14 protein-coding genes and 1 pseudogene are annotated in these 12,117 nt (G+C 63.3%); 6 read left to right on the top strand and 9 right to left on the bottom strand.

Features of this window, described 5'->3' with window-relative positions; all coding sequences use genetic code 11:
* Positions 1-31 precede the first annotated feature (31 nt).
* A complete protein-coding gene (locus AB8717_RS07105; protein WP_443750333.1) occupies positions 32-682 on the top strand; it encodes a hypothetical protein in 651 nt (216 codons plus the stop codon).
* A 3-nt stretch (positions 683-685) separates the two neighbouring features.
* On the opposite strand, the gene AB8717_RS07100 is transcribed toward AB8717_RS07105, so the two are convergent.
* The 5 genes and pseudogenes from AB8717_RS07100 to AB8717_RS07080 all read right to left on the bottom strand — a co-directional run bounded on the left by AB8717_RS07100 (position 686) and on the right by AB8717_RS07080 (position 5,053).
* Positions 686-1,897 (bottom strand): pilus assembly protein TadG-related protein, encoded by a 1,212-nt coding sequence (locus AB8717_RS07100; protein WP_443750332.1) that lies wholly within the window; start codon positions 1,895-1,897, stop codon positions 686-688.
* A 229-nt stretch (positions 1,898-2,126) separates the two neighbouring features.
* Positions 2,127-2,900 (bottom strand): hypothetical protein, encoded by a 774-nt coding sequence (locus AB8717_RS07095; RefSeq protein WP_443750331.1) that lies wholly within the window; start codon positions 2,898-2,900, stop codon positions 2,127-2,129.
* Entirely contained in the window at positions 2,900-3,598 is a 699-nt protein-coding gene (locus AB8717_RS07090) for a hypothetical protein (protein WP_443750330.1), read from the bottom strand. Before AB8717_RS07090 ends, AB8717_RS07095 begins: the two co-directional genes overlap by 1 nt.
* A gap of 232 nt (positions 3,599-3,830) precedes the next feature.
* Positions 3,831-4,525: pseudogene (locus AB8717_RS07085) on the bottom strand (IS5 family transposase); the annotation flags it as partial.
* A gap of 72 nt (positions 4,526-4,597) precedes the next feature.
* Positions 4,598-5,053: a MarR family winged helix-turn-helix transcriptional regulator gene (locus tag AB8717_RS07080; RefSeq protein ID WP_443750329.1), complete on the bottom strand. Its 456-nt coding sequence runs from the start codon at positions 5,051-5,053 to the stop codon at positions 4,598-4,600.
* Between the two features lie 241 nt (positions 5,054-5,294).
* On the opposite strand from AB8717_RS07080, the gene AB8717_RS07075 reads away from it, so the two are divergent.
* Genes AB8717_RS07075 through AB8717_RS07065 form a run of 3 tightly spaced genes read left to right on the top strand, consistent with a single transcriptional unit; the run spans position 5,295 to position 7,008 of the window.
* Complete coding sequence (locus tag AB8717_RS07075) at positions 5,295-5,882, top strand: YqaA family protein (RefSeq protein ID WP_443750328.1); 588 nt, start codon at positions 5,295-5,297, stop codon at positions 5,880-5,882.
* Positions 5,882-6,439 carry a disulfide bond formation protein B gene (locus tag AB8717_RS07070; protein WP_443750327.1) on the top strand — a complete coding sequence of 186 codons (558 nt, stop codon included), beginning with the start codon at positions 5,882-5,884 and terminating at the stop codon, positions 6,437-6,439. The genes AB8717_RS07075 and AB8717_RS07070 overlap by 1 nt, the downstream gene beginning before the upstream one ends.
* Positions 6,436-7,008, top strand: coding sequence for a demethoxyubiquinone hydroxylase family protein (locus tag AB8717_RS07065; protein WP_443750326.1), 573 nt, complete (start codon positions 6,436-6,438; stop codon positions 7,006-7,008). The genes AB8717_RS07070 and AB8717_RS07065 overlap by 4 nt, the downstream gene beginning before the upstream one ends.
* Here AB8717_RS07065 and AB8717_RS07060 read toward each other — a convergent pair whose 3' ends face one another.
* The 3 genes from AB8717_RS07060 to AB8717_RS07050 form a co-directional block, all read right to left on the bottom strand.
* Entirely contained in the window at positions 7,009-8,274 is a 1,266-nt protein-coding gene (locus tag AB8717_RS07060; protein ID WP_443750325.1) for an NRAMP family divalent metal transporter, read from the bottom strand.
* 57 nt (positions 8,275-8,331) lie between these two features.
* Positions 8,332-8,625 carry a hypothetical protein gene (locus tag AB8717_RS07055; RefSeq protein WP_443750324.1) on the bottom strand — a complete coding sequence of 98 codons (294 nt, stop codon included), beginning with the start codon at positions 8,623-8,625 and terminating at the stop codon, positions 8,332-8,334.
* Positions 8,626-8,729: 104 nt separating this feature from the next.
* On the bottom strand, positions 8,730-9,290 hold the full coding sequence (locus tag AB8717_RS07050; protein ID WP_443750323.1) for an HNH endonuclease: 561 nt from the start codon (positions 9,288-9,290) through the stop codon (positions 8,730-8,732).
* Between the two features lie 215 nt (positions 9,291-9,505).
* Here AB8717_RS07050 and gluQRS point away from each other — a divergent pair, with 215 nt between their 5' ends.
* Complete coding sequence (gluQRS, locus tag AB8717_RS07045) at positions 9,506-10,318, top strand: tRNA glutamyl-Q(34) synthetase GluQRS (protein WP_443750867.1); 813 nt, start codon at positions 9,506-9,508, stop codon at positions 10,316-10,318.
* Between the two features lie 74 nt (positions 10,319-10,392).
* Here gluQRS and AB8717_RS07040 read toward each other — a convergent pair whose 3' ends face one another.
* Positions 10,393-10,596: a cold-shock protein gene (locus AB8717_RS07040; protein WP_443750322.1), complete on the bottom strand. Its 204-nt coding sequence runs from the start codon at positions 10,594-10,596 to the stop codon at positions 10,393-10,395.
* Between the two features lie 353 nt (positions 10,597-10,949).
* Between AB8717_RS07040 and AB8717_RS07035 the strand changes: the two genes are divergently transcribed.
* A complete protein-coding gene (locus AB8717_RS07035; protein ID WP_443750321.1) occupies positions 10,950-12,053 on the top strand; it encodes an alpha/beta hydrolase in 1,104 nt (367 codons plus the stop codon).
* The last annotated feature ends 64 nt before the right edge of the window (positions 12,054-12,117 follow it).

Raw genomic sequence — 12,117 nt, 5'->3', positions numbered from 1 at the left:
CGCAGTTTACGCAGGTTCCTGGGGCAAAAACATGAACCGATTTGATCCGCTGCCGACAGGCATGCGAACCCTGCCGCTCGATGAGCGCGGCATCCCCGTGCCATGGTTCGTCGACTGGCCGGGCGGCAAGCCCGACTTCAGAATTGTCGACGGCCGCAAGCTGATCGACGGCTGGAAACAGGATCTGTGCTGGATCTGCGGCCAGCGGCTTTTCGCGTTCCGCGCCTGGATCATCGGCCCTGTCAGCCTGATAAACCGATGTACCGCCGAACCTCCGGCCCACCCGGAATGCGCGCGGACCGCGCTGACGCACTGTCCGTTCCTGTCCAACCCGGAGATGAAAAGAAACAAGGCCGCCCTGCCCGTCCGCCAGTCCGGCGGCGGCGAGCTGGTCGAACACAATTCCGGCCTGTCATGCGCCTGGATCACCAAAGGACGGGGCGGCGAAATGATCAATCCCGGCAACGGCCTGATGTTCCGCATCTTCGAGCCGCACACGGTCGAATGGTTCCGTAATGGGACGCGGGCCGGCGCCGAGGACGTCCATGCCGGTTTTGAAGACGCGGCCCGGCGCCTGCGCGACAGCGACCGGCGGCATGGGCCGGCGGCGCTGCACAACCTCGAAGGCCGGATATCGGCGTGCGCCAGGTGGCTGCCGGCATTGGCGGCCGGTCCGGGCTGAGCGCTACTGCGCCAGTTTCGGATTGTTGCGGTTGGGGCCGACGCCGTCCGGCACCGGCACGCCTGACCCGACATAGCCCGAATTGATCACCAGGTTGGGGTTCTGCTTCAGGATCAGGTTCTCGGCCACGATGATGCTCCACGCCGAATCCTGGGCGACATTGCCCGAGGTTTCGACATCCAGCGTCGCGTTCGGGATGTAGATGGTGCCCAGCAGCTTGTTGACGTGGTCCGACGCGATCGTGAAGGTTTGCGTGTTGTCGCGCGTCGTCACCAGCAGGAAGCCGGCGAACGGACCGCTCTTGCGCGCCCCCAGCGTGACCTGGGCCTTGTCGGCGAAGTTGATCTTCTTGGTGGAGCCGAAGATGAGCACCACGTCGTCGCCGGTTATGATGGCGTTTTCGTGTGCGTTCACGTCGTTCATGAAGTAGTGCTCGCCCGGCAGCAGGATCAGGGTCGCGTCCTTGTCGATCTCGTACTGCTCGCAATGCACACCCGGCAGAAGCGGCAGGACCAGCCCGGTCAGTTCCTTGATCTTCAGCGGCTTGCCGATGCAGTCGAGCGGCGGGTTGAGGTTCATCGAGGCGAACGGATCGTCGATATTCATGGCGCCGGAGAAGCCGGCGGGCGACACGGGCCCCGTAATCGTGCCGACGGCTTCGGTGCGGTCCGACTGGACCATGGCGCCGGGATCGATCTTGATGTCGTCATTGGCGTGGACGGCGCAGCCCGTGGCTCGGATGCGCGCCTGGTTCTGCAACCGGACCCCGCCCGTGCCGGTCTGCAACACGCACAGCGGGATATGGCCCATGTTTTCGGCCTTGGCCGTGGCGGTGATGGTGCGGGTGCCAAGCAGGTCGACAATCGGCGTGTGCACCGTGGAGGCAACCACCGTGACGGCGCTGTTGTCCGGTGCGACCGTGACCTGGACATTGACCTGGGACGTGATCCCGGACTGCGCAGCCGTCTGCTGCGTCACGGTCGTCGCCGTGGCCGTCGGCCCGGAAACCGTGCCGGTGGCGACGGACAGGCGTCCGGCACCGGCAAGCGCGCCGGCGTCGGCCGCCGCCTGAAGCTTGCCGTGGTCGTTGGAAATGGAGGTGATTTCAAGCACACCAACGCTGGTGAGCAGCAACGGCACCGCGCTCAGGGCCACGATCATCGTGACATTGCCGCGATTGTTCGCAGCGATTTTGGACAGCCAGCCCCTGAACACGAAATACAATCCTCTACCTGTCGGCAAAGAATGGCGCAAAGGGGTAAATAATGCCTTTCGGCGCGTCATTAACGGGTCAGCGCATAAGCATTGCCAGGCGATATTTGTAATATCTTTATGAAATCGGCACTGAAAAGTGCAGGATATTTATATGCTTTTTTGATCCGTTTTAGAAACTTACACCGAAGTAAGATCTTCACAACGCCGATTTGTTGCACCGCAACCTTGATCAGGCAAGCATATTGCGCTTGTGCACCGGCAATTTCTTGCCGCGCTTGGGCGCGGGAGCCGGCGGCGGGGGTGTCGGCGACGGATCGGGCGCGGCCTCGGAGGCAGCGGCAACGGGCTTGGCCACGGGCGCAGCCTTATGATGACCGGCTTTTTCCTTGACGGCTTTGGGCTTTTCGACGGGCGCCCGGACCGGCGCCCTTTCGGGCCTGGGCGGCGTGGCCAGCTCGTCCTGCGCCGCGCGGATCATGGCCATGACGGCCGGCTTGTCCTGCCACAGCTTGTTCAGGCCCTGCAGGGCCTTCCACACTTCGAGGTAGTGGGCCTCGGTGGCCAGGGCGACCTTGACCTTGGGTGTCGGATCGGGCGCGGCCGACGGTTTTTCACCCTTCAGCGCCGTGTCCAGTTCGCCGACGATCTTGCCGGGCTTGGCATTGAGCGCGATGACAAAACCCAGGCGGGCTTCCAGGACCTCGCCGACCTCGCGCGCGCGCTCGAGGATCACCGCGCCGGACGATTTCAGCGCCCGGTCGAGATGCCAGCGCACGCTTTTGTAGATAGCCTCGGCCGAAGCCTCGCGCTGGCGCGCCAGACGGCGGCGGCCGCGCTGCCGGCCGGTATAAAAAGCCAGCGCGCCTACGGCCAGGATAGCCAGGCCCAGTATGATCAGGGTGACGAGGATGCGCGGATCGACGTGCAGGCCGGGGCCATAGCCGGACGGGTCGGGCGCGTCGCCGCCGAACGTATCGTCAAAACCGGGATCGGAACGCGCCATTACTTCCTCGACTTACCCGGGCCCATGCCCTCTTCGCGCGGGTCTTCCCACGCCGGCGACGCCATCAGCTGCGCCTGGGCGGCGCGGAAGGCCGTGGCGACGGCACTCATATTCTTCCAGTAATTGAACAGCTTTTGCACGGCCTTCCAGATGGCCTCGCTCTTCTCGTCGGCACTCATCGGCACCTTTTCGGGCGCGGCGTCGGCAGGCGCCGCGGCATAGGGCGCAGGCACGGCGGCAGCCATCGGCTGGACCTCGGAGGCATTGACGGCGATGTTGATGACGGTCCCGCCCATGGCCGCGGGCGCCGCCCCCTTGGGCTTGTACACCTCTTCCTTCGTGCCTTCGATCGCGGTGTTGAGCTTGCCCACCACCTTGTTCAGCTCGGCGCTGAGCTTGAGCGTATGCTGGAAATTCTCGGAGATGGCGGCGCGCGCCTTTTCGGCCTTTTCGACCTGGTCGTCCGGACCGGCCTTGGCGGCCGTCGACAGAAGCTTCTTCACTGCATCGACCCGGCGGTCGATGGCGCCGCCGCCACCGCCCGACGCATCGCGCTGGGCGTTCTTGAAGACGATGGTGAGAATGCTGGCCAGGACGATCAGACAGACCGTCACCGCCGTCCAGAACAGGAAATCGTGGTGGCCGCCGACGTCGGTGGGGAAATCGGCCACGGGCGGCGCATCATATTTGTCGTCCATGTCGGCCTCCCCTCCTTTCCCCTTGGTGGCACCTCGGTGCACAGCCGTTTTGGAAGGTTAACAGATTGCACTGAAGGGCGCGAGTCCGCAACGCCCATTTACCGTATCCGGAACGGGATTTTTCCCCTCAGCTGTGGCTTTTCAGCGGATTAGGCTCCGGACTCAATTAGCACCAGAATGAGATGATGGCAGCGATGAAGACACCCGCCATATAGTTGGCTGCGATTTTGTCATATCGCGTGGCGATACGGCGCCAGTCTTTGAGTCGACACCACAGGCGTTCCACAAGGTTTCGGGTACGATAGGCGTCGCGATTGTAGGGGATGGGCGTTTTGCGACTGCGTGTTGGCGGGATGACAACTTCGGCGTCGTTGGCTTTGATGGCGGCACGAATGGCATTGCTGTCGTAGCCGCGATCAGCAATCATTTGATCGAAGCGCCCACGGGCTGCTTCAATCAGTGCTGGTGCCATGGTCATGTCACTGATGTTACCGGGCGAAAGCAGCAGAACCCGTGGGCGTCCAGTGGTGTCGGTCAGGCCGTGGATTTTGCTGGTGCGTCCGCCACGTGAGATGCCGATACTTTGCGCGAAGGCCCCCCTTTTGCGCCCGCCGCCGAGCGATGAACCTTGATGCTGGTCGAATCGATGGCGACCGAACCCCATACGCCGCTAGCTCCGCTCAAGGCTTCGAAGATTGCGAACCAGACGCCCTGCTGACTCCAGCGGTGAAAGCGATTGTAGATGGTTGTGTAGGGACCATACTCTGGAGGACAGTCACGCCAGCGAGCACCAATCCTCAACATGTGTACGATGCCGGAGACGACACGTCGGTCATCTACACGGTGCGCGCCCTTGCGACCCCTAGGAAGCAGTGGCTCTATCCGTGCCCATTCTGCATCGTTCAACCACGTTAATTGACGTGCCATGCAAAGCCTCCGAGTTAAAAGAGACTTTGAATCAACAATCCATCAAACGCGCAACCTTATTGAGTACAGAGCCTAGCGGTTGCCCTGCGCCTTGAGCGCGGCTTCCTCGACGCGGCGCAGCAGCTTCTTGAACTGCAGCACTTCATCGAGCGAGAATTCGGCCAGCATGACCTTTTCGTACTCGATCGCCGCCGGCGCGACGTCGGCGAACAGGCGCTCGCCTTCGGCCGTCAGGATCAGGTGGTGCGAACGCCCATCATGCTCATGCGGAGCGCGCGTGATCAGGCGGCGCTTGGCCAGGGCCTGGGCGGCGCGCGAGATGGTGACCTTGTCCATGCCGGCGCGCTTGACCAGCGCCTGCTGCGTCGAAGGACCGTCCTCGCGCAGGATCATGATCAGGCGCCATTCCGGAATTCGCAGGCCGTAGAGGTTTTCATAGGCGGTCGCGATCAGGGTGCTGACGGCGTTGGACGCCACCGCCAGGCGATAAGGCATGTACTCGTCAAGCGTAAGCGTAGTCTGCGTCATCTGAACAACGAATCCTTCGTAGGGCAGTATCCTAAATGCCGGGATACCGGACCAATTACAAATGAGTAATTTTCAAGAGTTTGACGATTTACCCTAATGAACGGTGACCAATGTTACGCCATTGACATGGAGGCCGGAAAATTTCCGCCCGCAATCGCGCCCACGGACGCGCTTCCTCGCGACAAGCCGCCAAAGTCCTGTTAAGGGCATTGATATTTGCCACATTTGCCGGAAACCGTTCGTGCTGAGACGCCTTTACAACTGGATGATGACCCTGGCCGGCGGCCGCCATGCCGAAAAGGCCCTGGCTGTCGTATCGTTCGCCGAAGCCTCCTTCTTCCCCATCCCTCCCGACATCATGCTGGCGCCCATGGTGCTGAAGCGCCCGGAAAATGCCTGGCGCTATGCGCTGATCTGTTCCGTGGCGTCGGTGATCGGCGGTTTCCTCGGCTATTTCATCGGCTACAGCCTTGAGCCCATCGGCCTGGCCATTCTCAAATTCTTCGGCCATTCCGAGGGGCTCGAGGCCTATCGCCAATGGTTCGGCCAGTGGGGCTTCTTCGTCATCCTGGCCAAGGGTGTCACGCCCATTCCGTACAAGATCACCACCATCGCCGCGGGCCTGGCGCATTTTTCCCTGCTGCAGTTCTTCCTGGCGTCGGCGATCACGCGCACGGCGCGCTTCATGCTGGTGGCCTGGCTGTGCAAGCGCTTCGGCCCGGAGGTTACAGAGCTGATCGAAAAGCGGATTTATCTGGTCGGCACTGTCGTTATCGCCGTCATCGTGATAGGATTCGTCGCCATGAAGTATCTGGCGAAGGGCCACTGATGACGACCTTGCGCACGCGAATCGCCAACACCAAGCTGGCCCTGGCTTTCAGCCGCTGGTGGAGCCTGACCGCCCTGTTCCTGTCCCTGGCCATGCTGGCGACGGCCTGGTGGTTCCAGCTGTTCCAGGGCCTCAATCCCTGCCACCTGTGCCTCAAGCAGCGCGACATCTACTGGATCGCGGTCGGCGTCTCGGGCGTGTGCAGCGTCTGGGCGCTGTTCACCGGCGCCAAGGGCCCCCCGCGCGTCTTTTCGTTCGTGCTGTTCGCCATCTTCGCCACCGGCGCGGCGCTCGCGACCTTCCATGCCGGCGTGGAATGGAAGTGGTGGCCCGGCCCCGAAAGCTGCACGGCCGCGCGCGGCGAGATCAGCATCGACCAGATGGCCGCCTTCCTCGGCGGCGCCACGACGCGGGGTCCGCAGTGCGATGTGGCGGCATGGCGCATGTTCGGCCTCAGCATGGCCGGCTATAATGCCATCATCTCGACCGTCCTGGCGGTCCTCAGCCTGACCGCTTCCGTCCGCTTCCGCTCGCCCCGCCGCAAGGTCCACCCATGACGACGACCGCCGACCACCCCGACATCCCACCCAGGCCCGGCCTGGGTGCAAGCACCGACCGGCTGGCCGAGATACTGCGCGTCGACCATGCCGGTGAACTGGCGGCCGTCCATATCTACCGCGGCCAGAGCCTGGTCTTCGGCGGCACGAAAAAGGACGCCTTCGGCAAGCAGTTCGAGGTCATGCAGGGCGAGGAACAGGTTCATCTCGACGCGTTCGAAGCCCTGATGTGCGAACGCGGCGTCCGGCCGACCGTCATGACACCCGTTTGGCGGCTGGCGGCCCTGGGCCTGGGTATCGGCACGGCCCTGCTGGGCGAAAAGGCGGCGCACGCCTGCACCGAAGCGGTCGAAAGCGTGATCGGCGAGCACTATGCCGGCCAGGTCAGGGACGTCCAGGCGTCCGATCCGGAGCTGGCGGCGAAGCTGGCGGGGTTCCGCGACGACGAACTGGGCCATCACGACCGCGCGATCGAACAGGGCGCGCGCGAAGCCCCGGCCTACCCGCTCCTGTCGGCCGTCATCAAGGCCGGCTGCATGGCGGCGATCAAGATCAGCGAGAAGATCTGATTACCCGGCAAACTGGTAGTAGATCAGGAACCCGGCCGACGCCGTCATCAGCAGGAACGCCCCGGCGCCGAACAGGTTCGACCAGAAGCCGTTCGTATAGTCGCCCATGACTGTCTTGTTGTTCGAGATGTGCAGCACGATGGCGATGATCACCGGCGACGTCACCCCGTACAGAATGGCGGACCAGATCAGCGCCTTGATCGGGCTGATGCCGAGATAGTTGATCAACAAGCCGATGATCAGCGACAGGATCGCCACCGTATAAAACGCCTTGGCCTCGACGAACTTCCGGTCCAGCCCCTCGCGCCATCCGAACGCTTCGGAGATGATGTAGGACAGCGAGCCGCTGAGCACCGGGATGGCCAGAAGGCCCGTACCGACGACGCCCAGGGCGAAGAGGTAATAGGCCCCCTTCCCCGCCAGCGGCTCCAGCGCCCGGGCGGCCTGCTCCACCGTATCGATCTGATGGATGCCGGCGTTGAACAGCACAGTCCCCGCCGTCAGGATGATGAAGAAGGTGACGATGTTGGAGAACAACATGCCGAAGTCGACGTCGAAACCGACATCGCGCACGTAGCGCTTGTCGATGACGACGTGGTCGCAGCGCACGGTTTCGACCTCCATGGTCGCCTGCCAGAAGAAGAGATAGGGCGAGATCGTCGTGCCAAGGATGGCGACCAGGACGTTGACGAAGTCCTTGTTGAACTGGACCTGCGGAATAAAGGTGTTTTTCAGCACGGCCATCCAGTCCGTGCTGCACAGGAAGGGCACCACCAGATAGACCAGCAGGGCCGCGCACAGCCATTTCAGGACCGCGGCGAATTTCTGGTAGGGCAGGAACACGATGGCCAGCATCAGCACGACGGCGAAGCCGGCGGAAAAGGCTTCGGACGGCACCTTGGGCAAGATCAGGTTCGATACGGCCCCCATGCCGGCCAGGTCCGCGCCGATATTTAGGATGATCGCCGGGAAGCTGAACAGCACCATCAGCCACAGGACCGGCCTGGGATAGTGGCGTTTCAGAAGGCCGGTCAGGCCGTGGGAGGTGACGACGCCGATGCGGGCGCACATTTCCTGGACCGCCGCCATCAGCGGAAAGGTGATCAACGCCGTCCACAGGGTCGTAAGCCCGTATTGCGCCCCGGCCTGGCTATAGGTCGCGATGCCCGACGGATCGTCGTCCGACGCCCCGGTAATCAGGCCCGGTCCGAGTATCTTCAGGAAATGCAGCAGGCCCTTAGGCCGGGCGTCGGCAGGTTCGGTCATAGGAAATCCCCTTCCCGACCGTGAGAAGAGCGCAATTCGTGATCTTCGTAAAGCGCCTTAGCGGCCGTCGAAGTCCAGGCTCTGGCGCATGTGCTCCAACAGGGTCTCACGCACCTCGTCGTCGATATGGCCGAGGTCGAGCCGCGCATCGCCGCTGTCGGTCATCAGCACCTTCATGGTCTCGCCCATGAAGGTGAAGCTGTGCACCTTGGGACCGAACAGCTTTTCGCGTTTCGCCGTCACGCGCACATTGAGGGTGGCTTCCAGCGCCGTCTTCAGCGGTTCGACGGCGTACCGCGTCTGCCCCTTGCCGCGCACGAAATTGACGACACCGAAGGCGCGTTTGTCCATTTCGAACCGCACGGATGACATGTGCCGCCAAACTTTCTGCTATGCCGCGCCGTTCTGGCGTCAGTATCCCCACCTTGCCCGGGCCACCGGTGTCCGGAAAGCGCTTACGCCTCCAGAGGTGTGTCCCAGTACAGGTAATCTATCCAACTTTCGTGCAGATAGTTAGGGGGAAAAGAGCGTCCGAGCTCCTGCAACTGAAACATTGTCGGACGGTGTGGATTTTTTGTCGGCATCATGCGCGCCTGTTGCGGCGTCTTGCCGCCCTTGCGCAGGTTGCACGGGGCGCACGCCGTCAGGATGTTCTGCCAGCTCGACTTGCCGCCCTGGCTGACCGGCAGGACATGGTCGAAGGTCAGTTCATGAGGAGAGCCGCAGTACTGGCAGCGGAACCGGTCGCGCAGGAAGACATTGTAGCGCGTAAAGGCCGGCGGCCGGTTCTGGTCGATATAGGTCTTGAGGCTGACGACGCTGGGCAGCCGCATCTTCATCGACGGCGAATGGATTTCGACGTCGTAGGTCTGCACCACGTCGACGCGATCCTCGAAGACCGCCTTTACGACCTCCTGCCAAGGCTTGGTCGACAGCGGATAGTAGGACAGAGGCCGGAAATCGGCATTGAGCACGAGGGCGCGCCAGTCGTGCGGCGGGTGTTTCAGGACCTGCATGACATCCTCCGGTCGGATCTGTCAGGCGGCTTATGGCAAACGCAATTTTTGAAGACGAAGCTCCTTATGGCGCGGGTTACTGGCCACGGGTACCGGAGCGGGAGAGGCGTCTGTCGCACGCCTGTAATCCGGTGCCTCAGCCTGTGGATAGATTGAACCCGATTCCACCGAAAGGAAACAGTGAATTTTCGATGACGGGCATTTATGCTGGCGGCATGACCTTCATTACCCGCTTTGCCCCCTCGCCCACCGGCTACCTGCACCTGGGGCACGCCTTCAGCGCCCTGACGGCCTTCGACGCGGCGCAGGCCGCGGGCGGCGAATTCATCCTGCGCATCGAGGATATCGACCATACCCGCTGCCGGCCTTCGTTCGAGACGGCCATATACGAGGACCTGGCCTGGCTGGGTGTCACCTGGCCCGGGCCGGTGTTGCGGCAAAGCGAACACCTGGCCGACTACCAGGCCGCGCTGGACGACCTGCGCGCCATGGGCGTCGTCTATCCCGACCACCGCACGCGCAAGACCCAGGTCGAGGCTGCCCTCAGCGCCCCGCAAGGCGATGAAGCCGAAGCCGTTCAGGAGACGGCGGACAATCCCGCCTGGCGGCTGTCGCTTGAGGCCGCCCGCTTACACCTCGGCGCAGGCTATGACAGGCTCGATTTCCGGGAAATGGCTTTCCGTCCAGGCATTCATCCCGCCCGCCCCGAGATCAACGGCGACGTCGTGCTGGGCCGCAAGGATATCGGCATCGCCTATCACCTGGCGGTCGTCGTCGACGATGCGCGCCAGGGCGTCACCGACATCGTGCGCGGCCACGACCTGTTCGATGCGACGCATACCCAGGTCCTGCTCCAGGCCCTGCTGGGCCTGGCCACCCCGCGCTATCACCACCATGCCCTGCTGCTTGACGACGAGGGCCGCCGCCTGGCCAAGCGCAAGGGATCGAAAAGCCTGCGCGACTATCGCGCCGACGGCATGGGCGCGATCGACGTCAAGGCCATGCTGGCCGCCGCGCCGAAGGCGTAGTCCCGCGCGCCACAAAACAAAACGCAGGCCCGGTTGCCCGGACCTGCGTCTTTTGCCTCAGAATTCTGATGCGATCAGAGCAGCTTGATATCGACTGCCGCGGTCTTGCCGCGCTCGGTTTGCAGCTCGTAGCTGACCTTCTGGCCGTCCGACAGGCCTTGCAGGCCTGCGCGCTGAACGGCCGAGATGTGGACGAACACGTCATTGCCGCCCGACGAGGGCTGGATGAAACCAAAGCCCTTGGTGCTGTTGAACCATTTGACCGTACCTTCGGCCATGTGCGCTCTCCTTGAACGAGCTGTTATCGAGCCGCAGGGCTTCGACCTCCCGCGGACAATCGTGGTCTCGGTAGCAGCAAGTCCGGGACCGGCAAAAGCGCCGCTCCCCTTAGCATAGGCAGCCAGAGTAACGAATTGTGGAAACATTAAGCCAGTGGTTTACCGATCGGTCAAACGAAAAGGCGTTACAAGCCGGGTACAGGCCTGCGATTTCCTGCCAATATTGGCGAAAATGTCCCACTATTGCATCTCGAAAGCAAAATTATTGCGCGAGACCTTGGGCGCGCGCCACCGAATGGTGTTAAATCGAATGGATGCCTCCGACCGGCGGCGACTCGGAATGTGGAGACACGATGCGTACGTCCCTCCTGCGCCTGTGGCTGTTGAAGCAGGTCCTGTCCCTGCCGCCGGCATGCCTGCGTTTCTTTGCAGGCGGCGGCGTGGTCTATACGGATGGCCGGACGCTCGATCCGCAAATCCAGTTCCTGTGGCGGTCTTGGTTCGCCGGCGCCGCCGCCCAGCCCCTGAGCCTCGCCGGCAAAAGCCTGGAACAGGCGCGCCAGGAGTGGCAGGACATGGCGGCCCTGCTGGGCACGCCGTCGGCCGCACGCGTCAGGATCGAGGACATCGGCGCGGAACCCGTCGGATCGCCTTACGGACCGTCCCCCATGCGCGGGCTGCTTGTCCGCCCGGCGACGATTGCGGCGGACGCGCCCCTGCTGGTCTTCTTCCACCAGGGCGGTGGCGTGCTGGGCGGGCCGGAACTGTCGCGCGCCTTCTGCGCCCTGTTCGCCCACCATGCGCGCTGCCCGGTCTTCATTCCGGAATACCGGCTGGCGCCGCTTTATCGTTTCCCCGCCGCGTGTGAAGATGCCCGCGCGGCGTTCGAATGGGCGCAAGCGAACGCCTTCCGCCTCGGCGCCACGTCGGGTGACGTGGCCGTCGGCGGCGTGCTGACCGGCGCCAGCCTGGCGGCGCGCCTGTGCCTGGACCTGCGTCGTGATTTCAGGCCCCTGCCCGCCGGGCAGCTCCTGGTGACGCCGCTGCTTGGCCTGGCCGATCCGGCGATCAAGTCGGGCGCACAGGCCGGACACTGGCCGCTCAACGCCGCCGACCTCGACATCATGGTTGCGCATTATGCCGGCGCGGGCGTGGACCCGGCCGATCCGAAGATTTCGCCCGCCACGGAAGGCGTCCTGGCCGGCCAGCCGCGCACCCTGATCGTCTCCGCCGGCCTCGACGCCATCGCGCCCCAGGCCGAAGCCTTCGCCAAACGCCTTCTGGCGGCGCGCGTGCGCACGATCTACCGGCGTTACGACACCCTGCCGCTGGGCTTCGACCTCTTTGCCGGCCTGGTAAACGACGCGTCCTACGCCGTCGCCGACATGGCCGGACTATGGACCGAAATGCTGGGTCCGGGCCGCGAAGCGGATACCGAAGCTCTTGATGTTGCCTGAATTTTTTTGAACCTCAATGTTCATTACAGGTTCATGTCGAAAGGCGTATCGTATGCGTCATCGG

The organism is Asticcacaulis solisilvae, assembly GCF_052327315.1.
Taxonomy (GTDB): domain Bacteria; phylum Pseudomonadota; class Alphaproteobacteria; order Caulobacterales; family Caulobacteraceae; genus Asticcacaulis; species Asticcacaulis solisilvae_B.
Note: the sequence above shows the minus strand (reverse complement) of the source record. Positions and strands in the feature narration are given on the sequence as shown.